Annotated in this window: 22 protein-coding genes; 10 read left to right on the top strand and 12 right to left on the bottom strand. The window is 53.2% G+C overall.

Translation table 11 applies throughout. The features are described from left to right. Positions 1-76 precede the first annotated feature (76 nt). The 5 genes from caiD to caiT all read right to left on the bottom strand — a co-directional run bounded on the left by caiD (position 77) and on the right by caiT (position 6,504). Entirely contained in the window at positions 77-862 is a 786-nt protein-coding gene (gene caiD, locus AC3ITF_RS18855) for a crotonobetainyl-CoA hydratase (protein WP_115259493.1), read from the bottom strand. 53 nt (positions 863-915) lie between these two features. Beyond that, positions 916-2,469, bottom strand: coding sequence for a crotonobetaine/carnitine-CoA ligase (gene caiC, locus AC3ITF_RS18850; RefSeq protein WP_115259492.1), 1,554 nt, complete (start codon positions 2,467-2,469; stop codon positions 916-918). 63 nt (positions 2,470-2,532) lie between these two features. After that, on the bottom strand, positions 2,533-3,750 hold the full coding sequence (caiB, locus tag AC3ITF_RS18845; RefSeq protein ID WP_115259491.1) for an L-carnitine CoA-transferase: 1,218 nt from the start codon (positions 3,748-3,750) through the stop codon (positions 2,533-2,535). Positions 3,751-3,810: 60 nt separating this feature from the next. After that, entirely contained in the window at positions 3,811-4,953 is a 1,143-nt protein-coding gene (gene caiA, locus AC3ITF_RS18840; RefSeq protein WP_182296696.1) for a crotonobetainyl-CoA dehydrogenase, read from the bottom strand. Between the two features lie 33 nt (positions 4,954-4,986). Beyond that, the gene (gene caiT / locus AC3ITF_RS18835; RefSeq protein ID WP_096758349.1) at positions 4,987-6,504 is read right to left on the bottom strand and encodes an L-carnitine/gamma-butyrobetaine antiporter; all 1,518 of its coding nucleotides are present in this window, start codon (positions 6,502-6,504) and stop codon (positions 4,987-4,989) included. 481 nt (positions 6,505-6,985) lie between these two features. Between caiT and AC3ITF_RS18830 the strand changes: the two genes are divergently transcribed. The 9 genes from AC3ITF_RS18830 to folA all read left to right on the top strand — a co-directional run bounded on the left by AC3ITF_RS18830 (position 6,986) and on the right by folA (position 15,278). After that, a complete protein-coding gene (locus tag AC3ITF_RS18830; protein WP_489175926.1) occupies positions 6,986-7,756 on the top strand; it encodes an electron transfer flavoprotein FixA in 771 nt (256 codons plus the stop codon). Positions 7,757-7,771: 15 nt separating this feature from the next. Then, entirely contained in the window at positions 7,772-8,713 is a 942-nt protein-coding gene (locus tag AC3ITF_RS18825; RefSeq protein WP_137399177.1) for an electron transfer flavoprotein subunit alpha/FixB family protein, read from the top strand. A 50-nt stretch (positions 8,714-8,763) separates the two neighbouring features. After that, positions 8,764-10,050 carry an FAD-dependent oxidoreductase gene (locus AC3ITF_RS18820; protein WP_489175925.1) on the top strand — a complete coding sequence of 429 codons (1,287 nt, stop codon included), beginning with the start codon at positions 8,764-8,766 and terminating at the stop codon, positions 10,048-10,050. Beyond that, on the top strand, positions 10,047-10,334 hold the full coding sequence (gene fixX, locus AC3ITF_RS18815) for a ferredoxin-like protein FixX (protein WP_489175924.1): 288 nt from the start codon (positions 10,047-10,049) through the stop codon (positions 10,332-10,334). The genes AC3ITF_RS18820 and fixX overlap by 4 nt, the downstream gene beginning before the upstream one ends. 108 nt (positions 10,335-10,442) lie before the next feature. Then, complete coding sequence (locus AC3ITF_RS18810) at positions 10,443-11,786, top strand: MFS transporter (RefSeq protein ID WP_489175923.1); 1,344 nt, start codon at positions 10,443-10,445, stop codon at positions 11,784-11,786. A 90-nt stretch (positions 11,787-11,876) separates the two neighbouring features. Further along, positions 11,877-12,110 (top strand): YgdI/YgdR family lipoprotein, encoded by a 234-nt coding sequence (locus AC3ITF_RS18805; protein WP_096758343.1) that lies wholly within the window; start codon positions 11,877-11,879, stop codon positions 12,108-12,110. A gap of 104 nt (positions 12,111-12,214) precedes the next feature. Then, positions 12,215-12,745, top strand: coding sequence for a glutathione-regulated potassium-efflux system oxidoreductase KefF (gene kefF / locus AC3ITF_RS18800; protein WP_115259486.1), 531 nt, complete (start codon positions 12,215-12,217; stop codon positions 12,743-12,745). After that, positions 12,738-14,600: a glutathione-regulated potassium-efflux system protein KefC gene (gene kefC / locus AC3ITF_RS18795; RefSeq protein ID WP_181819952.1), complete on the top strand. Its 1,863-nt coding sequence runs from the start codon at positions 12,738-12,740 to the stop codon at positions 14,598-14,600. The genes kefF and kefC overlap by 8 nt, the downstream gene beginning before the upstream one ends. Positions 14,601-14,798: 198 nt before the next feature. Then, a complete protein-coding gene (gene folA / locus AC3ITF_RS18790) occupies positions 14,799-15,278 on the top strand; it encodes a type 3 dihydrofolate reductase (protein ID WP_096758340.1) in 480 nt (159 codons plus the stop codon). A 92-nt stretch (positions 15,279-15,370) separates the two neighbouring features. Here folA and apaH read toward each other — a convergent pair whose 3' ends face one another. Genes apaH through lptD form a run of 6 tightly spaced genes read right to left on the bottom strand, consistent with a single transcriptional unit; the run spans position 15,371 to position 22,111 of the window. Further along, complete coding sequence (gene apaH, locus AC3ITF_RS18785) at positions 15,371-16,219, bottom strand: bis(5'-nucleosyl)-tetraphosphatase (symmetrical) ApaH (protein WP_115259484.1); 849 nt, start codon at positions 16,217-16,219, stop codon at positions 15,371-15,373. A gap of 10 nt (positions 16,220-16,229) precedes the next feature. Beyond that, on the bottom strand, positions 16,230-16,607 hold the full coding sequence (gene apaG / locus AC3ITF_RS18780) for a Co2+/Mg2+ efflux protein ApaG (protein WP_096758338.1): 378 nt from the start codon (positions 16,605-16,607) through the stop codon (positions 16,230-16,232). Between the two features lie 2 nt (positions 16,608-16,609). Next, positions 16,610-17,431 carry a 16S rRNA (adenine(1518)-N(6)/adenine(1519)-N(6))-dimethyltransferase RsmA gene (rsmA, locus tag AC3ITF_RS18775; RefSeq protein WP_096758337.1) on the bottom strand — a complete coding sequence of 274 codons (822 nt, stop codon included), beginning with the start codon at positions 17,429-17,431 and terminating at the stop codon, positions 16,610-16,612. Beyond that, the gene (pdxA, locus tag AC3ITF_RS18770) at positions 17,424-18,416 is read right to left on the bottom strand and encodes a 4-hydroxythreonine-4-phosphate dehydrogenase PdxA (RefSeq protein ID WP_489175922.1); all 993 of its coding nucleotides are present in this window, start codon (positions 18,414-18,416) and stop codon (positions 17,424-17,426) included. Before pdxA ends, rsmA begins: the two co-directional genes overlap by 8 nt. Next, complete coding sequence (surA, locus tag AC3ITF_RS18765) at positions 18,416-19,702, bottom strand: peptidylprolyl isomerase SurA (RefSeq protein WP_096758335.1); 1,287 nt, start codon at positions 19,700-19,702, stop codon at positions 18,416-18,418. The genes pdxA and surA overlap by 1 nt, the downstream gene beginning before the upstream one ends. Before the next feature lie 54 nt (positions 19,703-19,756). Further along, a complete protein-coding gene (gene lptD, locus AC3ITF_RS18760) occupies positions 19,757-22,111 on the bottom strand; it encodes an LPS assembly protein LptD (RefSeq protein WP_489175921.1) in 2,355 nt (784 codons plus the stop codon). 255 nt (positions 22,112-22,366) lie between these two features. Here lptD and djlA point away from each other — a divergent pair, with 255 nt between their 5' ends. Continuing rightward, positions 22,367-23,179, top strand: coding sequence for a co-chaperone DjlA (gene djlA, locus AC3ITF_RS18755; protein ID WP_096758333.1), 813 nt, complete (start codon positions 22,367-22,369; stop codon positions 23,177-23,179). A gap of 104 nt (positions 23,180-23,283) precedes the next feature. Here djlA and rluA read toward each other — a convergent pair whose 3' ends face one another. Further along, entirely contained in the window at positions 23,284-23,943 is a 660-nt protein-coding gene (rluA, locus tag AC3ITF_RS18750) for a bifunctional tRNA pseudouridine(32) synthase/23S rRNA pseudouridine(746) synthase RluA (RefSeq protein ID WP_115259480.1), read from the bottom strand. Positions 23,944-23,954: the final 11 nt, after the last annotated feature.

Genomic DNA, 23,954 nt, shown 5'->3' with positions numbered 1-23,954 from the left:
TTTGCCGGATAACGCGGCCTACGAGTGTGCATTTTTTGTAGGCCGGATAAGCAAAGCGCCATCCGGCCTCAGCACATTAACGACCTTTCCACACCGGATCGCGTTTTTCAGCAAATGCCTGCGGTCCTTCGAGCGCATCCTCAGAGTGCAGTACGGATGGGTAATGCTTCAGCACGCCGCTGCGGATGTAGCGGTAGCCTTCTTCTACCGGCATTTCGCTGGTCGCGCGGTAAATCTCTTTCAGCGCGGCGATGGCCAACGGGGCGCTATTCACCAGCTGCTGCGCCAGTTCGCGGGCGCTGTCCATCAGTTCAACCTGGCTGACGACGCGGTTCACAATCCCCCAGCGCAGTGCTTCTTCGGCGCTCATTCGTCTGCCGGTCATCACCATTTCGTTGACGATAGCAGGCGGCAGCAGCTTCGGCAGACGCAGCACGCCGCCGCTGTCTGGCACGATACCAAGCTTGGCTTCCGGTAGCGCAAAGCTGGCGTTTTCCGCACAGATGATAAAATCTGCCGCCAGCGCTAGCTCGAATCCGCCGCCGAAGGCATAGCCGTTTACTGCGGCGATGACCGGCTTGTCGAGATCAAATATTTCCGTTAAACCGGCAAAACCGCCGGGACCAAAATCGGCATCCGGCGCTTCACCTTCTGCTGCCGCTTTTAGGTCCCAGCCCGCAGAAAAGAATTTCTCGCCGCCGCCGGTGATAATCGCCACGCGCAATTCCGGGTCATCGCGGAAATGAAGAAAAGCCTCACCCATGGCAAAACTGGTTTTGGCGTCAATGGCATTCGCTTTGGGCCTGTCTAATGTAATTTCCAGAATCGGGCCGTTACGGGTCAGATGTAATGATTCACTCATAGCTCATCTCCAAAAAATAGATTTGCCGACAGGAGGCATTCCTGGCGGAGGATTTATTTCAGATTTTTTTTGATTATTTTTCCGGAACAATTACGCGGCAGGTCGGTTCTTATCTCCAAAAACGAGGGAACCTTAAACTTCGCCATATTGCCTTCGCAGAAACTGAAAAATTCCGCTTCGCTTAATGTTTCGCCCTCATTCAATACGATAAAGGCTTTAATCGCCTCATCGCGGATAGCGTCTTTAATACCGACAATGACAATGTCCTGAATTTTAGGGTGAGCAGCGATTATATTTTCCAGCTCGACGCAGGAAACATTTTCCCCACCGCGTTTAATCATGTTGCAGCGCCGGTCAACGAAATAGAAAAAGCCGTCTTCATCCCGGTAGCCGGAATCACCGGTATGCAACCAGCCGTCCGGCTCCAGCGCGTTGGCCGTGGCCTGTGGCTGTGCGTAGTACTCTTTAAATATCGTTTTACCCGGCACGCCTTTAATGCAGATTTCGCCAATCTCTCCGGCAGGTAACGGCTGATTATGATCGTCGCGGATTTCGGCTTCATAGCTAAAGCCCACGCGGCCAATGGAAGGCCAGCGCCGTTGGTCACCGGGGCGGTCACCAATAATACCGACGATGGTTTCCGTCATGCCGTAGGAGGTCAGCAGCCTAACGCCAAAGCGCGTGATAAAATCATCTTTTTCCTGCACCGATAAATTGAGGTAGAACATCACTTCGCGCAGCTTGTGCTGCCTGTCAGTCGGGCTTGCGGGCTGTACCATCAGGGTGCGGATCATCATCGGAATGCATTCCGTCACCGTCGCCTGATATTTACGTACCTGGTCCCAGAAGGCCCGGGCGCTGTATTTCTCTATCAGCACAAAGGTACTGCCTGCGGAAAAAGCCGCCATGGCTGCCGTACACTGGCAGTCAATATGGAAAGCGGGCATGACCGTCAGGTAGACGTCGTCATCGCGCAGGGCGCACTGCCAGGCGGAGTAGTAACCGGCAAAACGCAGGTTATAGTGGGTAATCACCACCCCTTTGGGACGCGAGGTGGTGCCTGAGGTAAACAGAATTTCTGCCGTGTCATCAGTGGATAACGGTGGTGTATAGCACAGCGTTGTCGGCTGCTGGTCCTTGAGCTGAGAAAAATGGCTCACGCCATCGTCAGCCGGAACCTGCTCTCCGATGAGACAAATGTGATTAAGCGGGGTGGTATTTTCCCGTTTTATCTGGCGGTACATTGGATAAAACTGAGCGCTGGTGACCAGCAGGCTGACCTGGCTGTTTTGCAGGATCCAGGCGCTTTCTTCCCCCAGCAAGCGGGCGTTAATCGGTACCATCACGGCGCCAATTTTTGCCAGCCCAAACCAGCAAAAAATGAACTCCGGGCAGTTGTCCAGATGTAATGCGACCTTATCGCCTTTGCGTATGCCCAATGAATGAAAAAGGTTCGCCGTACGGTTAATCTCTTCATTAAGCGAGGCATAGCTAAACTGCCGAACGTTTCCTTCGCAGGATTCGAAAATAAGTGCTGCTTTATCTCCGTACACCCCGGCCAGGTCGTCCCACATCTGACGTAAGTTTTGTCTGCCAACGATATCCATTTTACCTTATCCACTGAAATCAGGCGTGAGCGCTAACCCGCAAAGCCGGTCAGCGCATCGCGTTTAATCCTCAACCCTGGCCAGACCTTTGCCGACCAGCTCATTAATGTCTGCTTCGCTGTAACCGATATTTTTCAGAATGGCGGCGGTATCCATGCCGTGTGACGGCATGCCACGCCAGATTTTCCCTGGGTTATTTTTGAATTTCGGCATGATGTTGGGGCCTTTACAGGTGCGACCGTCCATCGTTTGCCACTGGGTAATGGATTCACGGGCTACGTACTGCGGGTTGTCTTCCAGTTCCGGGATCGTCAGTACTTTCGCGCAGGCGATATTCAGTTCGGCAAAGCGCGCCTGAACGTCTGCAATAGTGTGTTCTGCCAGCCAGGCATCCAGTTTCTCTTCGACTAACGGGCCGTACGGGCACTCAACACGATGGATGAGCTGTGTGCCTTCCGGAACTTCTGGCGTTCCGAGAATGTGCGCCAGACCAATATCCTTAAAGCATTCGTTGATTTGCGTAATGCCAACCAGCTCCATCACGATGTAGCCGTCGGCGCATTTATACAGGCCGCAACCGGCGTAGTAGGGGTCTTTACCTTTAGTCATGCGCGGGCAAACTTCACCGCCGTTGAAGTAATCCATCATGAAGTACTGGCCCATACGCAGCATGACTTCGTACATGGCAATATCGATACTTTCGCCTTTACCCGTTTCGCGCACTTTATACAGAGCAGCCAGGGCTGCCGTGGTGGCTGTCATGCCGGAGAAGTAATCGGCGGTGTACGGGAAGGCTGGCATCGGCTGGTCAACGTCGCCGTTTTGAATCAGATAACCGCTGAACGCCTGGGCGATGGTATTGTACGCCGGGAGGTTGGTGTACTCATCGGTGCCATACTGGCCGAAGCCGGAGAGGTGAGCGATAACCAGCTTCGGGTTATGCTCCCATAAAACCTCATCGGTAATACCGCGGCGGGCAAAGGCCGGACCTTTACTGGCTTCAATGAAAATGTCGGTGGTTTCCATGAGCTTCAGAAACGCTTCCCGGCCTTCATCTTTGAAAATATTGAGTGACAGGGCGTGCAGGTTGCGGCGTGACAGCTGCGGGTAGTTGGGTTGCACGCGGATGGTATCGGCCCAGGCGACGTTTTCAATCCAGATAACCTCAGCGCCCCATTCGGCAAACATCTGTCCGGCGAACGGCCCGGCGATTTCGATTCCTGAAAAGACAACGCGTACGCCGGCAAGCGGCCCAAATGCAGGCATTGGTAAATGGTCCATAATGTAACTCTTGGCAGTTAGTTGTAGGCCGGATAGGCGAAGCGCCATCCGGCATCCCACTTAGCGGTATTGCTTGAGTACCGCACGACCCAACGTCAGGATCTGCATTTCATCAGAGCCACCGGAAACACGGTCAACACGCAGGTCACGCCAGAAGCGCGTGATGCGATGATTGCCCGCAATACCCACACCGCCGAGTACCTGCATGGAGGTGTCCACGACCTCAAACGCGGCGTTAGCGCAGAAGTATTTGCACATTGCTGCATCACCCGAGGTAATGGTGCCGTTATCTGCTTTCCACGCGGTTTCCAGCAGCATGTTTTTCATGGAGTTCAGTTTGATCGCCATATGCGCAAACTTCTCCTGAATGAGCTGGAAACGACCAATTGCTTCGCCAAACTGGACGCGTTGATTGGCGTAGCGCGCCGCATCTTCAAAGGCGCACATTGCTGTACCGTAGTTGGTCAGGGCGACGAGGAAACGTTCGTGGTCAAACTCTTCTTTCACGCGGTTAAAGCCATTACCTTCCCGACCGAACATGTCTTTTTCATCCAGTTCGACGTCATCAAAGGTAATTTCACAGCAACTGTCCATGCGCAGGCCGAGTTTCTCCAGCTTATTGACTTTGATACCGGCTTTCGTCATGTCAACAAACCACTCGGTGTAAATCGGTTTATCCGGCGATGCACCATCACGAGCCATCACCACGATATACGGGGTATAGGCGCTACTGGTGATAAAGCACTTACTGCCATTAAGATAAACCTTACCATCTTTGCGTGTATAAGTGGTTTTCAGACTGCCAACATCCGATCCAGCTCCCGGTTCTGTGATAGCGGAGTTCCACATCTGCTTACCGGTGCCCTGGAACGCCATGATTTTATCAATTTGTTCCTGGGTGCCTTCACGCAGGAAAGTGTTAAAACCTCCCGGCAATTGATACAGCACGTAAGTCGGTGCGCCAAGGCGACCTAATTCCATCCACACCGCGGCAACGGTGACGAAACCGGCTTCCAGACCGCCGTGTTCTTCCGGGATCAGCAGGCTGTCGATGCCCATATCCGCCAGCGCTTTTACAAAACGTTCTGGGTAGACGCTGTCACGATCGCACTCGGCAAAGTAAGCTTCCCAGTTCTCACTGGCCATCAGTTCACGAATACCTGCGACAAACAGTTCCTGCTCGTCATTCAAATTGAAATCCATCTTCAAGCCTCTTCAGTAATGGGTTAATTAAACTTACTTGTCTTTCCAGTGCACTTTGGCGTCTTTAATAAAGGACAGCGTGACCATAATGTTGACGAAGAACAGCGGGCATCCTCCGGCAATAATCGCCGTCTGGATGGGCTTCAGTCCGCCCAGCGCCAGCAGAACAATACCGATGACGCCGACCAGTACCGACCAGCCGATACGGATTAACAGCGGCGGTTCTTCACCGTCGCGAACTTCGCGGCAGGTGGACATCGCCAGGGTGTAAGAGCAGGCGTTAATCAGCGTGACGGTGGCAATAAAGCAGAGGATAAAGAATCCCCACATGGTGGCGGTGCTGAACGGCAATGCGGCCCAGGTTTCGATGATGGCGCGCGCCACGCCGTGTTGCTCAATCAGTTGTGGGATGTTGACAATATTTTTATCCATCAACAGCAGCGTGTTGCTGCCAAGGACCGTCCACAGGATCCAGGTGGAAGCAGTCAGACCCAGTACCATGCCGAAGCACAGTTCACGTACGGTACGGCCGCGAGAAATACGGGCGAGGAAGATGCTCATCTGGATGGCGTAAATCACCCACCATGCCCAGTAGAAGACAGTCCAGCCCTGCGGGAAGCCGCCTTTACCGATAGCGTCGGTATAGAACAGCATGCGCGGTAAATACATCATCAGCATGCCGACGGAGTCGGTGAAGTAGTTCATGATGAAGCTGGCACCGCTGACGATAAACACCCAGCCCAGCATCAGGAAACTCAGGTAGCTACGAATGTCGCTGGCGATCTTCACCCCTTTTTGCAGACCACAGGCCACGCAAATGGCGTTCAGAATGATCCAGCAGGTAATGATGATGGCGTCTAATTGCAGGGTATGCGGAATGCCGAACAGATACTGGATACACTCGGTCACCAGCGGTGTAGCCAGACCGAGGCTGGTCCCCATCGCGAAGATCAGCGCGACCAGATAGAAGTTATCGACGATGGTGCCGAATAACCCTTTAGCGTGTTTCTCGCCAACTAACGGTACCAGTGTGGAGCTGGGACGGATGACGTCCATCTTGCGCACAAAGAAGAAGTAGGCGAAGGCCACAGAAAGGAAGCTATAGGTTGCCCACGGCAGCGGCCCCCAGTGGAACAGGCTGTACGCCAGACCGAGTTCTTTCGCGCCGGTAGAATTAGGAGCGAGAGCAAAGGGCGGGGTGGAGATATAGTAGTAAATCTCTATTGACCCCCAGAACAGCACGGCAGCCGATGTACAGGAGGCGAACATCATAAATATCCAGCTGGTGGTGCTAAACTCCGGTTTTTCATCACCTAATTTCTTTTTGGCATACGGGCCAAAGACCAACCAGAACCAGCCGAACAGCATGATCACCATGTACCATTCAAATGCCCAGCCCCAGACATTGGTGACGTAACTGAATACCGCATTAATAACCACATTCGCGGCATCAAGATCTCTTACTGTTAGCCAACAAAGTATTCCGACAATTATTAATGGCGGGAAAAAAACCTTTGGTTCTATTCCCGATTTCTTCTTTTCATTTTTCATAAGTGAACTCCAGTGTGAAAACGAAATTTATTTAGCGTTCCCGATTGTGCTGTTTTGTATATTTATTATTAATAATTTGTTGATAACTATTTAACCTCTGGGGCGCCTCTGTGAGTAACTCATAATGGGTATTCGTTAGCGGTGGTTCTGTTATGTGTGTCACACTTTTTTATGCTGGCTATTTTGTTGGATTTTTTGTTATTTATTGTTTTAAATCAGTATCTTGATGTTGGTTTTTTAAGTTTTATAAGTCGTTGTCTTTCAATATTGTTGAACCAGCAAACAATATTGAAAACTTTCATATTTGACAGGTGATTTTCAATATTGTTGAGATGCATAACACTATTGAAAGTTACAAATATGAATGTGTGACATTTTCAATATTGGTGATTAATGTTTTATTTCCGAATTAAAGAGCGTGATATCTGTATTTAACACAGCCGATATGAATAACGTTTCCTTCATGATTTCTGGAGATGCAATGAAGATAATTACTTGCTACAAATGCGTGCCTGACGAACAGGATATTGCGATTAATAATGCTGATGGTTCGCTGGATCTCAGCAAGGCTGATGCCAAAATCAGTCAGTACGACCTGAATGCGATTGAGGCTGCTTGCCAGTTAAAACAGCAGCTGGGAGAGGCTCTGGTTGTTGCACTGAGCGTGGGTGGCAAAGCGTTGACCAATGCTAAAGGGCGCAAAGATGTGCTTTCTCGCGGTCCGGATGAGCTGATCGTGGTGATTGACGATCAATTCGAACAGGCGCTGCCTCAGCAGACGGCGACAGCACTGGCTGCCGCGGCACAAAAATCCGGTTTTGATCTGATTATCTGCGGTGATGGATCTTCCGATCTTTATGCCCAGCAGGTCGGTCTGCTGGTGGGCGAAGCATTGAATATCCCGGCGATTAACGGTGTGAGCAAGATCCTCTCACTGGCGGATAACACCCTCACGGTAGAACGCGAGCTGGAAGATGAAATTGAAACTCTGAGCATCCCGCTGCCAGCGGTGATTGCGGTCTCTACCGACATCAACACCCCACAAATCCCTTCCATGAAAGCCATTCTTGGCGCGGCGAAAAAACCGGTTCAGGTCTGGTCGCCAGCGGATATTGCGCTAAATAGCGTGGATGTGTATTCCGCCCAACAGGTTGCTGCACCGAAGCAACGCGAGCGTCAGCGCGTTGTGATTGAAGGTGACGGTGAAGAACAGATTGCCGCGTTTGTCGAGAACCTGCGCAAAATCATTTAATTATCAGGGGATGTTATGAACAAGTTTTCCAGTGTCTGGGTATTCAGCGATACCCCTTCTCGTCTGCCGGAGCTGATGAATGGTGCGCAGGCTTTAGGTGAGTCAATCAACACGTTCGTACTGAGCGAGGCTGACAGTGCGGCAGCAATCCAGCTGGGCGCCAACCATGTCTGGCTGCTCAGCGGTAAACCAGATGACCGTATGATCGAAGATTATGCGGATGTGATGGCCCAGACCATTCGTCAGCACAGTGAAGGTGGCGCGGTACTGCTGCCGAATACTCGTCGCGGCAAACTGCTGGCAGCAAAGCTGGGCTTTCGTTTGTCGGCTGCGGTGTCTAACGATGCCAGCTCGGTGACGTTGCAGGACGGCAATGTGGCGGTCAAACATATGGTGTATGGCGGTCTGGCAATGGGGGCGGAAACTATCGCCTCGCCATTTGCGGTGATCACGCTCAGCAGCGGAACGTTTGACGCGATGCAGCCAGAGGCATCCCGTATCGGTGAGAAGCATGAGGTGCAGTGGCAGGCTCCGGCCGTCGCGGTCACCCGTACCGCCACGCAAGCGCGCAAGAGCAACAGCGTCGATCTCGACAAAGCGCGACTGGTGGTCAGCGTGGGGCGCGGTATTGGCAGCAAAGAGAATATCTCGCTGGCGGAAGCGCTGTGCCAGGCCATGGGCGCTGAGCTGGCTTGCTCCCGTCCGGTGGCTGAAAACGAGAAGTGGATGGAGCACGAACGCTACGTTGGGATCTCCAACTTGATGCTCAAGCCCGACCTGTACCTGGCGGTGGGGATCTCCGGGCAGATCCAGCACATGGTTGGCGCGAACGGCGCACAGACGATTTTTGCCATCAACAAAGATAAGAATGCCCCGATTTTCCAGTACGCCGACTTTGGCATCGTTGGCGATGCGCTGAAGATCCTGCCTGCGCTGACGGCCGCATTAGCGCGCTAAACCATTCCGGGCAGAGTACGAAAGTACTCTGCCGCTGAGAGGAGTTGTATATGTCCGAAGATATCTTTGATGCCATCATCGTGGGTGCAGGGCTGGCCGGCTCGGTTGCGGCGCTGGTGCTCGCTCGTGAAGGTGCACAGGTGCTGGTTATCGAGCGCGGCAATTCTGCTGGCGCGAAGAATGTCACCGGTGGGCGCATGTATGCGCACAGCCTGGAGCGTATCATCCCCGGCTTTGCTGAGCATGCTCCCATTGAACGCATGATCACCCACGAAAAACTCGCCTTTATGACTGAAAAAGGGGCGATGACGATGGATTATTGCAACGGAGAAGAGGCGGCGGCGTCGCAGGTTTCTTATTCCGTATTGCGCAGTAAATTTGACGCCTGGCTGATGGAGCAGGCTGAAGAGGCGGGCGCCCAGCTGATTACCGGTATCCGCGTGGATAATGTCGTCCAGCGTGATGGCAAGGTCGTGGGTGTGGAGGCCGATGGCGATATTCTTGAAGCAAAAGTGGTGATCCTCGCTGACGGCGTGAATTCTCTTCTGGCAGAAAAGTTGGGTATGGCCAAGCGCGTTGATGCGGCACATGTGGCCGTTGGTGTGAAGGAGCTTATTGAATTGCCGAAATCGGTGATTGAAGACCGCTTTCATCTGCAGGGTAACGAAGGCGCAGCCTGTCTGTTTGCTGGGTCGCCAACCGACGGTCTGATGGGCGGTGGCTTCCTCTATACTAATGAAACCACTGTTTCTTTAGGGCTGGTATGCGGCCTTCATCACCTGAAGGACGCGAAAAAATCGGTTCCGCAAATGCTGGAAGATTTCAAACAGCACCCGGCCGTTGCCCCACTGATTGCTGGTGGCAAGCTGGTGGAATATGCCGCTCACGTAGTGCCGGAAGCCGGGATGAATATGCAGCCGGAACTGGTGGGCGACGGTGTACTGATTGCTGGTGATGCTGCCGGAATGTGTATGAACCTTGGCTTCACCATTCGCGGTATGGATTTGGCTATCTCGGCAGGCGAAGCGGCCGCTAAAACGGTACTTTCAGCCATGAAGCGTGACGACTTTAGCAAGCAAGCGCTTGCCGAATATCACCAGCATTTGGACGACGGCCCGATGCGCGATATGCGCATGTATCAGAAGCTGCCTGCGTTCCTCGATAACCCCCGCATGCTTACCGCCTATCCAGAAATGGTAGTGAATATCGCCCGCGACCTGTTTACCGTGGATGGTTCAGCGCCGGTCCCGATGCGTAAAACATTGCTGCGTCATGCGAAGAAAGTGGGCTTCATCAACCTGATGAAGGATGGCCTTAAAGGAGTGACCGTATTATGACTTCTCCCGTCAATGTAGACGTCAAACTGGGCGTCAATAAATTCAATGTCGATGAAGAAAGCCCGCACATCATTCTGAAAACTCAGCCCGATAAACAGGTGCTGGAGGTGCTGATCAAAACCTGCCCGGCCGGCTTGTACAAAAAACAGGATGACGGCAGCGTGCGCTTTGATTACGCCGGTTGCCTGGAATGCGGCACTTGTCGAATTCTCGGACTCGATACGGCGCTGGAGAAATGGGAATACCCACGCGGCACCTTTGGTGTGGAGTTCCGCTACGGCTAAACCTGGTGCCGGATGGCGGCTTCGCCTTATCCGGCCTACAGGCACAGTACGTAGGCCTGATAAGCGCAGCGCCATCAGGCATTAAGTTAAATAAAACAGGACATCACCATGCAGCAGCCCAAGAACTTTGATGACATCAAATTCACCTCCATTCACCGGCGAATAATGCTGTGGGGAAGCGGTGGACCGTTTCTGGATGGCTATGTGCTGGTGATGATTGGCGTTGCACTGGAGCAGCTCACACCGGCATTGAAGCTGGATGCGGAGTGGATTGGTCTGTTAGGTGCCGGGACGCTGGCCGGGCTGTTTGTCGGCACGTCGCTGTTTGGCTACATCTCCGATAAAGTCGGGCGGCGCAAAATGTTCATCATCGATATCATCGCCATTGGCGTGATATCGGCGGCGACGATGTTTGTTTCTTCTCCCGTAGAGCTGCTGGTGATGCGGGTGTTGATCGGGGTGGTCATCGGCGCAGATTATCCGATAGCCACTTCCATGATCACCGAGTTCTCCAATACCCGACAGCGCGCCTTTTCCATCGGTTTTATCGCTGCCATGTGGTATGTCGGTGCGACCTGCGCCGATCTGGTCGGCTACTGGCTGTATGATGTCGAGGGTGGATGGCGCTGGATGTTGGGGAGTGCGGTGATCCCCTGTATATTGATCCTCATTGGTCGTTTCGATCTTCCCGAGTCACCGCGATGGCTACTGCGTAAAGGGCGGGTAAAAGAGTGTGACGCGATGATGATCAAGCTGTTCGGCGAGCCGGTGGTGTTCGACGAAGAAGCACCGCAGGAAACACGCTTTCTTCAGTTGTTTAATCGCCGCCATTTCCCGTTTGTCTTATTTGTCGCCGCCATCTGGACCTGCCAGGTGATCCCGATGTTCGCTATTTATACCTTTGGTCCACAGATTGTCGGATTGCTCGGCCTCGGCGTTGGGAAAAGCGCCGCACTGGGCAACGTGGTGATTAGCCTGTGCTTTATGCTGGGCTGTATTCCACCGATGTTCTGGCTCAACAGTGCTGGTCGTAGGCCGCTGTTAATCGGCAGCTTTATTATGATGACGCTGGCGCTGGCCGTGTTAGGGCTGATTCCTGATATGGGTGTCTGGCTGGTGGTGCTGGCGTTTGCCGTATATGCGTTTTTCTCGGGAGGACCGGGGAACCTTCAGTGGTTGTACCCCAACGAGCTGTTCCCCACCGATATTCGCGCATCCGCCGTCGGGGTGATCATGTCGCTAAGCCGGGTAGGAACCATTGTGTCTACTTGGGCGCTGCCAGTATTCATCACCAAATACGGGATCAGCCATGTGATGCTGATGGGGGCCGGGATTTCGCTGATTGGCCTGCTGGTTTCCATTGCTTTTGCGCCAGAAACGCGGGGGCTGACGTTGGCTCAGACCAGCCAAATGACGATCCGCAGTAAGCCAGCGTCGAGAGCCAGCCATTAGGAGTGTTCTGTATTTTCCATTTTACTCAGTCAGTTAGCCTAAACTTAAACGGTATATCACTGAAAATGACTGAAAAGCAGGGAGAACACCATGCAAAAACATATTCTGATCACCTCCATTTTTACCGCAGCAGCGCTGTTCACCGTCGTCGGTTGTTCCTCCAACCAGGCGGTTAAAACAACCGACGGTAAAACCATTGTCACCAACGGCAAGCCGCAGGTGGATGATGATACAGGCCTGGTGTCGTATGAAAATGCGGAAACCGGTAAAACGGAACAAATTAACCGCGATCAAGTGAAAGATATGAGCGAACTCGACAACTAATTCAGTTTTCTCCATTCAGCTACTCAATAATATTGACTTTTAGCCTGCTGATTAACTGACTAAACTCACTGGTATTACAATAATGCAGTGATAGCAGGCTAATCATGATTCTCATCATTTATGCACATCCCTATCCGCAGCACTCGCATGCGAATAAGCGGATGCTTGAGCAGGCAAGGACGCTGGAGGGCGTAGAGGTTCGTTCGCTCTACCAGCTTTATCCCGACTTCAATATCGACATCGCCGCGGAGCAGGACGCGCTTTCACGCGCGAGCCTCATCGTCTGGCAGCATCCCATGCAGTGGTACAGCACACCGCCTCTCCTCAAACTGTGGATGGACAAAGTCCTCGCCCACGGCTGGGCGTATGGTCATGGTGGCACTGCGCTGCGCGGTAAACATTTGTTGTGGGCGGTCACCACCGGTGGCGGTGAAAATCATTTTGATATCGGCTCACACCCAGGTTTTGACGTGCTTTCTCAACCGTTGCAGGCCACGGCGTTATATTGCGGCCTGAAGTGGTTACCGCCGTTTGCGATGCACTGTACGTTCATCTGTGACGACGAAACGCTACAGGCTCAGGCGCGGCATTACAAGCAGCGCTTAATGGAGTGGCAGGAGGCACATCATGGATAGCCACACGCTGATACAGGCGCTGATATATCTTGGTTCAGCGGCGTTGATTGTGCCGATTGCGGTCCGGCTGGGGTTAGGGTCGGTACTGGGGTATCTCATTGCAGGGTGCATCATCGGCCCGTGGGGCTTAAGGCTGGTGACGGACGCCGAATCAATCCTGCACTTTGCGGAAATCGGTGTGGTGCTGATGCTGTTTGTCATCGGTCTGGAACTCGATCCACAACGTTTGTGGAAGCTGCGGGCCTCGGTGTTTGGTGGTGGCGCGCTGCAAATGGTGGTCTGCGGCGGATTAATTGGTTTGTTCTGTATGTTCCTCGGCCTGCGCTGGCAGGTGGCTGTACTTATTGGCATGACGCTGGCTCTCTCCTCGACGGCTATCGCCATGCAGGCGATGAATGAACGCAACCTGATGGTGTCGCAAATGGGCCGCAGTGCGTTTGCCGTACTGTTGTTCCAGGATATTGCCGCCATTCCGCTGGTTGCCATGATCCCGCTGCTGGCGGCGAGCGGGGCGTCAACCACGCTCGGAGCGTTTGCGCTGTCGGCGCTGAAAGTGGCCGGTGCACTGGCGTTGGTGGTGGTTCTGGGCCGTTATGTCACACGACCGGCCCTGCGTTTTGTCGCGCGCTCCGGACTGCGGGAGGTGTTCAGCGCCGTCGCCCTGTTCCTGGTTTTTGGATTCGGTTTATTGCTGGAAGAGGTGGGCCTGTCGATGGCGATGGGCGCATTCCTGGCGGGCGTTTTGCTGGCAAGCTCGGAGTATCGTCATGCGCTGGAAAGTGATATCGAACCGTTTAAAGGGTTGTTGCTGGGGCTGTTTTTCATCGGCGTCGGGATGTCTATCGACTTCGGCACGCTAATTGATAATCCGCTACGTATTATTATTCTGCTGGCGGGGTTCCTGGCAATCAAAATCATCATGCTGTGGGTGATTGCTAAGCCGTTGCAGGTGCCGAACAAGCAACGTCGCTGGTTTGCCGTATTATTAGGACAAGGGAGTGAGTTTGCTTTCGTGGTGTTTGGTGCGGCGCAAATGGCCAATGTGCTTGATCCTGAATGGGCAAAAGCGCTGACGCTGGCGGTGGCACTGTCGATGGCGGCCACGCCCATTTTGCTGGTTGTCCTGACGCGGCTGGAAAAATCGTCCACCGGTGAAGCGCGTGAGGCGGATGAAATCGATGAGGAGCAACCCCGGGTGATTATCGCCGGGTTTGGTCGATTCGGCCAGATAACCGGTCGCTTGCTGCTGTCGAGCGGGGTGAAGATGGTGGTACTTGATCATGACCCGGACCATATCGAAACGCTGCGCAAATTTGGGATGAAGGTTTTTTATGGCGATGCCACACGGATGGATCTACTGGAGTCTGCGGGGGCCGCGAAAGCGGAGGTGATCATTAATGCCATTGACGATCCGCAAACCAGTCTGCAACTGACCGAAATGGTGAAAGCACATTTCCCGCACTTGCAAATTATTGCCCGGGCGCGCGATGTTGATCATTACATTCGCTTGCGTCAGGCGGGGGTTGAGATGCCTGAGCGTGAAACCTTTGAAGGCGCGTTGAAAACCGGGCGCCTGGCGCTGGAAGGTCTGGGGCTTGGGCGCTATGAAGCACGTGAGCGGGCCGATTTATTCCGTCGTTTCAATACGCTGATGGTTGAGGAAATGGTGAAAGGTGAAAACGACGCGATTTCACGCGCGGCGGTATATAAGCGCACCAGCGCCATGTTGAGTGAAATTATTACCGAGGATCGTCAGCATTTGTCTCTGATTCAACGCCATGGCTGGCAAGGCACGGATGAAGGTAAACATACGGGAGACGTCGCAGATGAGCCGGAAGTGAAACCGTCAACATAGGGTAAAAAATGTGATGTTCTGCAAACTTTACTGCTAATTGACTGTTTTTGAACTACTGTAATGCTGGCAGCCCACTAAGAAGTCATGGACTCGCCAGCAGAACAGAAAATTTTCCTGCACATCTTCCTTTGGCTAGTCGACGAAAGAATGCGCTTTCCGTATAGTGGCGACAATTTTTTTGTATCCGGGAATTATTCAATGATCAGTCTGATTGCGGCGTTAGCGGTAGATCGCGTCATCGGTATGGAAAACGCCATGCCGTGGAACCTCCCTGCCGATCTCGCCTGGTTTAAACGTAACACCTTAAATAAGCCGGTTATTATGGGGCGCCATACTTGGGAATCCATCGGCCGACCGTTGCCAGGGCGTAAAAATATCGTCATCAGCAGCAAGCCGGGCACCGACGATCGCGTGCAGTGGGTGAAGTCTATTGATGAGGCGATTGCTGCCTGTGGCGATGAACCCGAGATTATGGTGATTGGCGGTGGGCGCGTGTATGAGCAGTTCCTGCCTAAAGCACAGAAGCTGTATCTGACGCATATCGATGCAGAAGTCGAAGGGGATACGCATTTTCCGGACTACGAGCCGGATGACTGGGAATCCGTCTTTAGCGAATTCCACGATGCCGACGCGCAAAACTCACACAGCTATTGCTTCGAAGTTCTGGAACGTCGTTAAGCATGTAATTGCCGGATGGCGCTACGCTTATCAGGCCTACATCCGGCACTGGAGTAGGCCTGATAAGCGTAGCGCCATCAGGCATAAACATTTCAGGCGTTTACCGCCTCGCCGGGATCCAGCTTCAGATGGCGATTTGACGGCTGAGTAAAGTACTGTTTGTCTTCCCAGCGCAGACAGGTGAGATCCCCGCCCCAACAGCAGCCTGTATCCAGCGCGTAAACCCCTTCCGGCGTCCCTTTACCCTCCAGCGAGGCCCAGTGCCCAAAGGCAATGCTATAGGCGTCACTGACCGGTCCTGGGATGGCAAACCACGGTTTCAGTGGAGCGGGCGCGTCTTCCGGCGACTCTTTGCTGTACATATCCAGCTGGCCATTCGGGAAACAGTAACGCATGCGGGTAAAGGCGTTAGTAATAAAACGTAGGCGTGCCAATCCGGTCAGTTCCGGCGTCCAGTTATTTGGCATGTCGCCATACATGGCATCAAGAAAGAACGGGTACGAGTCGCTCGACAGCACGGCTTCGACATCGCGGGCGCAGTCTTTCGCGGTTTGGAGATCCCACTGTGGTGTAATCCCGGCATGCGCCATCACCAGCTTCTTCTCTTCATCAACCTGTAACAGAGGTTGGCGACGTAGCCAGTTCAGCAGCGAATCCGCATCCGGGGCATCGAGTAGCGGCGTGAGCCGGTCTTTGGGTTTATTCCGGCTGATGCCTGCAAATACGGCCAGCAGGTGCAAATCGTGATTACCTAAGACTAACCTTACGCTGTCGCCGAGCGATTTGACATAACGCAGTACGTCAAGCGAGCCGGGGCCACGCGCGACCAGGTCGCCTGTGAGCCATAAGGTATCTTTCCCAGGGGCAAAATTGACTTGATGCAGCAATGCGATCAGTTCGTCGTAACAACCGTGAACGTCGCCAATGAGGTATGTTGCCATAGCTATTGTTTTAGTGGATGAGCGTTGGAACGGCGAGCCTGAATACGGGAATGTCGATGGTAAAGGCAACGCCTTTCTCATCGATCATTTCGTAATGACCCTGCATGGTGCCCAGCGGGGTTTCAATCACCGCGCCGCTGGTATATTGGTACTCTTCACCGGGATCAATGTGGGGCTGAACGCCAACCACACCTTCACCCTGAACTTCGGTTTCACGGCCATGACCATTGGTAATCAACCAGTAACGTCCCAACAGTTGCACCGGCGCTCGCCCCAAATTGCGGATGGTTACGGTATAGGCAAAAACGTAACGTTCATCATCAGGTGAGGATTGCGCCTCAATATAGACGCTTTGTACCTGAATACACACTCGGGGCGAATTGATCATGCTTAACTCTCCTTCGATGACGCTTTTTCTGACAGATAGTTAGCCATCCGGCAGTATTGGGCGACAGAGATATTTTCCGCTCGCAGCGCCGGATCAACACCCAGTTCCGTCAGCACTTCAACGCTGAACAGATTACCGAGGCTGTTACGTACCGTTTTACGGCGCTGGTTAAACGCTTCGGTCGTAATGCGGCTCAGGACGCGAACGTCTTTGACCGGGTACGGCATCGTCGCGTGAGGGACCAGGCGTACAACGGCGGAATCAACTTTAGGCGCAGGCGTGAACGCGGATGGCGGTACTTCAAGTACCGGGATCACCTGGCAGTAATATTGTGCCATAACGGTTAGTCGACCATACGCTTTACTGTTTGGCCCTGCAACCAGACGGTTGACCACTTCTTTTTGCAACATGAAATGCATGTCGGCAATGGCATCAGTATAGGTAAAAAGATGGAACATCAGCGGTGTGGAGATGTTGTATGGCAGGTTACCAAATACGCGCAGCGGCTGACCCAGGGTTTGCGACAACTCGCCAAAGTCCATGGTCATGGCATCTTGCTGATAGATAGTCAGCTTCGGCCCTAAAAACGGGTGCGTTTGCAGGCGTGCGGCCAGATCGCGGTCCAGTTCAATGACCGTGAGCTTGTCCAGACGTTCACCTACCGGCTCGGTTAATGCCGCAAGGCCCGGGCCGATTTCGACCATGGCCTGACCCTTTTGCGGGTTGATCGCAGAGACAATACTTTCGATCACAAACTGATCGTTGAGGAAGTTTTGCCCGAAACGTTTACGGGCTAAATGGCCCTGATGGACTCGATTATTCATTAGTATTAACAATCATTTTGATGGCGAGGTTAAGCGCCGTAATAAAACTGCCGACATCTGCTTGCCCACGACCCGCAAGTTCGAGTGCGGTGCCGTGATCAACGGATGTGCGAATAAAGGGCAGGCCCAGTGTGATATTCACACCGCGACCAAATCCCTGGTATTTTAGCACGGGGAGACCCTGATCGTGGTACATTGCCAGCACGGCATCCGCGCTATCGAGATATTTAGGTTGAAACAGGGTATCTGCGGGCAGTGGACCGCGTAATTTCATTCCCTGAGCACGCATTTCATCCAGTACTGGAATGAGCGTATCGATCTCTTCCGTCCCCATATGACCGCCTTCCCCCGCATGTGGGTTCAGGCCGCAGACCAGAATCTGCGGATCGTTCAGGCCAAACTTGGTACGTAAATCATGGTGCAGAATGCCGATCACTTCCCGCAGTAGCGCGGGCGTAATGGCATCGGCAACGTCTCTGAGCGGCAGGTGCGTGGTTGCCAGGGCAACGCGCAACTCCTCGGTCGCCAGCATCATCACGACTTTTTTCGCCTGCGAGCGTTCTTCAAAGTACTCAGTGTGTCCGGTAAACGGCACGCCGGCATCGTTGATCACGCCCTTGTGAACCGGGCCAGTAATCAGCGCGGCGAATTCACCGTGTAAGCAACCGTCGCATGCGCGAGCCAGCGTATCAACCACATACGGTCCATTCTCTACCGCCAGTTGCCCCGCAATGACAGGTGCCCGCAGCGCAATCGGTAACAGCATCAATGTGCCCGCTGCTTGTGGTTTGGCTGGGATATCAGGAGAGTAGGGGAGGAGCGAAAGCGGTAAACCGAGCATAGCTGCTCGGTTCGAAAGTAATGCGGCATCGGCGCAGACGACGAGTTCAACCGGCCACTCACGCTGCGCAAGCTGGACCACCAGGTCCGGACCAATCCCGGCGGGTTCGCCGGGAGTGATGACAACGCGTCGAGTACGGACCATTAGTTGCTCAGAATTTTAACGTACGCGCTGGCACGCTGTTCTTGCATCCAGGTCGCCGCTTCTTCTGAGAACTTACGGTTCATCAGCATGCGGTAGGCTCTGTCTTTCTGCGCGGCGTCAGTTTTATCAACGTTACGCGTGTCCAGCAGTTCGATCAGGTGCCAGCCAAAAGAAGAGTGCACCGGAGCGCTCATCTGACCTTTGTTCAGTCGGGTCAGCGCATCGCGGAAGGCTGGATCGAAAATATCCGCTGCCGCCCAACCCAGATCGCCGCCCTGGTTTGCAGAACCAGGATCCTGAGAGAACTCTTTAGCCGCGGCGGCAAAGGTCGTTTTACCGCTCTTAATATCAGCCGCGATTTGCTCCAGTTTCAGACGCGCCTGCTGATCGGTCATGATCGGAGACGGTTTCAGCAGGATATGGCGGGCATGAACTTCCGTTACGGAGATGCTCTGGCTCTGGCCACGCATATCGTTGACTTTCAGAATGTGGAAGCCGACACCTGAACGAATCGGGCCGATGATATCGCCTTTTTTCGCAGTGCTTAGTGCCTGCGCAAAGATGCCCGGCAGTTCCTGAATACGTCCCCATCCCATCTGGCCGCCTTTCAGCGCCTGCTGGTCTGCGGAATAGGTAATCGCCAGTTTACCGAAATCGCTACCGTTACGTGCTTCTTCGACGACAGCACGCGCCTGGCTTTCTGCTTCATTAACCTGGTCGGAGGATGGGTTTTCCGGTAACGGAATCAGAATGTGGCTCAGGTTCAGCTCAGTGCTGGCATCATTTTGGTTGCCAACCTGCTGAGCCAGAGCATCCACTTCCTGCGGCAGAATGGTGACGCGACGGCGAACTTCATTGTTACGCACTTCAGAGATGGTCATCTCTTTACGGATCTGGTTACGATAAGTCGAATAACTCAGACCATCGTGGGCCAGACGACTGCGCATCTGGTCCAGCGTCATATTGTTCTGCTTAGCGATGTTGGCGATGGCCTGATCCAACTGCTCATCAGTGATTTTCACCCCCATCTTCTGACCCATCTGCAGAACGATTTGATCCATGATCAAACGTTCGAGGATCTGATGGCGCAGCGTTGCGTCGTCGGGTAATTGCTGACCCGCCTGACCCGCATTAAGTTTTACTGACTGCATTAAGCCATCAACGTCGCTTTCCAGAACGACACCGTTATTGACGACGGCTGCGACTTTATCGACTACCTGTGGGGCAGCGAAACTGGTATTCGCGACCATGGCGATACCGAGAAGCAGCGTTTTCCAGTTCTTCATACTTTTTCCATTATTAATTAACCGCAATGCGGATTACGTTTTAAATCAATCAGATCATAAAGCGCTTTGATACGGCAAAATGTTCGAACGCAACATTTGGTTGGTGCCGAGACCATAGTTAGAGCTCAGACCGCGGAGTTCGATGTTAAAGCCGATCGTGTTGTCATAAATCGCGTGTTTTTGCGTATCATCCCAACCGTTCAGCTTACGCTCGTAGCCAAAGCGAATGGCATAACAGCAGGAGTTGTACTGCACGCCCAGCATCTGGTCAGCAGGTTTATTGACGTTCGTATCGAAGTAATAAGCCCCGACAATTGACCAGCGGTCAGCAATCGGCAAGCTGGCCACGGCGCCCACTTGAGAAATCCCGTTTTCATACTGTGCCTGATTCCATTTATTTTTATCAGCACTGTTATTCGGCAGTGTGGCCTGGATGTATTCCGGGCTGGCGTAACGGTAGTTCAACTGCAGCAAACTGTTTTCGTCACGACGGTATTCGATACTGCTGTTGCTGGTCGCGATGCTGTCCAGACGGGTATCGTACTGGATCCCGCTGCGTAAACCCCAGCGTTCGGAGATACGCCAGTAGGTATCGCCTGCCCACACCAGTGAACCGGTTTTGTCATCATTCTCCCATTCTATGTTGTCATCACCGGTGCGAGACTCGGTGAAATAGTAGATTTGACCCACAGAAATGTTAAAACGTTCAACGGCGGCGTCATCATATACGCGAGATGTGACCCCGGTCGTTACCTGGTTGGCCGAGGCAATACGGTCCAAACCGCCATAGGTGCGGTCACGGAACAGGCCGCTGTAGTCAGCTTGCAGCAGGGAAGAGTCGTAGTTATTAATGTTGCTTTGATCGCGGTATGGCACATATAAATACTGCGCGCGCGGCTCCAGCGTCTGGGTATAACCCGGTGCCAGCATTGCCATATCGCGTTCAAAGATCATCTTACCGTCGACTTTAAACTGCGGCATCACACGGTTTACGGTCTCGTCATACTGAGGGTAATCGTCAAGATTACTCTGCTGATAGTGCGTAGCCAGCATTTTGGCTTCAGTGTTGATACTCCCCCACTGATTGGACAACGGCAGATTGATGGTCGGTTCGAGGTGTAAACGCGTTGCTTCCGGCATGTTGTCGGTCGTGTTGACGAAATGCACTGCCTGCGCATAAACGCGGGTATCAAACGGACCAACATCGTTCTGATAGAAGTTAACGTCTAGCTGTGGCTCGGCGGAATAGCTACTCTTGTTCTGATCGCCAAAGACCTGGAACTGTTTGGTGGAAACTGTCGCATCAAAGTTCTGTACCGCGTAGCCGACGCTGAATTTCTGCGTGGCGTAGCCGTCGGTACTGGAACCGTACTTGTTATCAAAGTCATTGAAATAACTAGAGTCGCTGACCTTGGTGTAGTCGACATTGAAGCGCCACACCTGGTCCATCACGCCAGCGTGTCGCCAGTAGAACAACCAGCGGCGTGAGTTGTCATCCTTCGAGTTTTCATCCTCGTAGACTTTATCGGAGTTCAAATAGTCGAATTCCATCAAACCGGCACCCGCCTGGCTGAGGTAGCGGAATTCGTTCTCCCACATCACGCCGCCACGACGGTGCATGTAATGCGGGGTGATGGTGGCGTCCATATTGGGCGCGATGTTCCAGTAATACGGTAGGTAGAACTCAAAATAGTTATTGCTAGTGTATTTTGCGTTCGGGATCAAGAAACCGGAGCGGCGTTTGTCGCCGACGGGCAGCTGCATATACGGGCTGTAAAAGACCGGAACCGGACCCAGTTTAAAGCGGGCGTTCCAGATTTCCGCGACCTGTTCTTCGCGATCGTGGATCACTTCGCTACCGACAACGCTCCAGGTATTGGAACCCGGTAGACAGGAAGTGAAGCTCCCGTTTTCCAGAATGGTGTAGCGGTTTTCACCCCGCTGTTTCATCAGGTCGGCTTTACCGCGTCCCTGACGACCGACCATCTGATAGTCACCTTCCCAGATGTTGGTATCTTTGGTATTCAGATTTGACCAACCCTTCGGCCCCTTCAGAATGACCTGATTGTCATCATAGTGGACGTTACCCAGCGCATCGACGGTACGGACCGGCTCCGGCAGACCCTCGGCCTGCTTCTGGTGCAACTGCACTTCGTCAGCCTGCAGGCGGCTGTTACCCTGTGCGATATCCACGTTGCCAGTAAACACGGCGTCATCCGGGTAATTCCCTTTCGCGTGATCGGCATTGATGGTAACAGGTAATTCATTGGTCTCGCCCTGCACCAGAGGACGGTTATAGCTTGGCACGCCCAACATGCACTGTGAGGCGAGATCGGCTGCCAGACCCTGTTGACTATAAAGGGCACTGGCAATCATGGTGGCCAGAAGAGTGGGAATACGTTTTTTCATACGTTGTATTTATTGTTCCATCATCAGTAGCGTCGCGCGTGACAAACGGTCACAGCCTAACTTATCTCATCTTCACTGCGCTAGTGTTAATCCTGCCCATTTAGGCATCCGTGGTGTTAGGCACGGCATTGAATGACAGGTATGATAATGCAAATTATAGGCGATGTCCCACAATTGACCGCTGCCGTAAAACGGTAAAAGCACCTTATATTGTGGTACATAGCCCGGCTGGCAGCGTAAAGATTTGGGGAGTCTATGCAGTATTGGGGAAAGATTATTGGTGTCGCCGTGGCCTTAATGATGGGCGGCGGCTTCTGGGGCGTGGTTTTAGGTCTGCTTGTGGGTCATATGTTCGACAAAGCCCGCATGCGCAAAATGGCGTGGTTTGCCAATCAACGTGAACGTCAGGCACTGTTTTTTGCCACCACCTTTGAGGTGATGGGACACCTGACCAAATCAAAAGGACGTGTCACGGAAGCCGATATTCATATCGCCAGCCAGCTGATGGACCGGATGAATTTACACGGTGACTCACGAACCGCTGCGCAGCATGCCTTCCGGGTGGGAAAATCAGACAATTACCCATTACGTGAAAAAATGCGCCAGTTTCGCAGCGTCTGTTTTGGCCGCTTCGACCTGATCCGTATGTTTCTGGAGATCCAGATCCAGGCGGCGTTTGCGGACGGGTCGCTGCATCCTAACGAACGTGAAGTGCTGTATGTGATTGCTGAAGAGCTGGGGATCTCGCGCGCGCAATTTGATCAGTATCTGCGCATGATGCAGGGTGGTGCGCAGTTTGGTGGTGGATATCAGCAACAGTCTGGCGGTGGCTGGCAGCAGGCACAGCGTGGTCCGACGCTGGAAGATGCGTGTAATGTGCTGGGTGTTAAAGCGACCGACGATGCCACTACTATTAAGCGCGCTTATCGTAAACTGATGAGCGAGCACCATCCCGACAAGCTGGTCGCGAAAGGACTACCGCCGGAGATGATGGAAATGGCCAAGCAGAAAGCGCAGGAAATTCAAAAGGCCTATGAGTTAATTAAAGAACAGAAAGGCTTCAAGTAAGCGGCAGAATAAGTTGCCGGATGGCGGCTAGCGCCTTATCCGGCCTACGTTGAAGAATGTAGGCCGGGCAAGCGTAGCGCCCCCGGCACAGATCAGCACAAAATTTAAAAATCTGCCGGGACTTTAAAGGTCATACTATTGCCGTACTCGGGATGAGTAATGGTGAGCATCTCGGCATGCAGCAGCAGGCGTGGCGCTAACGCCAGGGCTTCCGGCGGGGCATAGAAGCGGTCACCCAGAATCGGATGCCCTAACGCCAGCATATGCACGCGTAGCTGATGAGAACGCCCGGTAATGGGTTTCAGCACCACCCGCGCGGTATTATCCGCCGCGAATTCCACGACTTCATACTCAGTCTGCGCGGCTTTGCCCGTCTCATAACAGACTTTCTGTTTTGGTCGGTTCGGCCAGTCGCAAATCAGCGGTAAATCCACCAGTCCCTCGGCGGGTGAGGGATGCCCCCACACGCGTGCGACATATTGCTTCTTCGGTTCGCGCTCGCGAAATTGACGCTTTAGCTCGCGCTCTGCCGCTTTGGTCAGCGCCACTACAATCACGCCGCTGGTGGCCATGTCCAGGCGATGCACTGATTCTGCCAGTGGATAGTCGCGTTGAATACGCGTCATCACGCTGTCTTTGTGCTCTTCAAGGCGACCCGGCACGGACAACAAGCCGCTCGGCTTGTTGACCACCATAATGTGTTCATCCTGATACAGGATAACCAGCCAGGGTTCCTGCGGCGGATTGTAGTTTTCCATCCCCATGTATGGCTCCG

The sequence above is a fragment of the Citrobacter sp. KH_055_1 genome (assembly GCF_057838705.1).
This window is presented reverse-complemented; position numbering and strand designations above follow the sequence as displayed.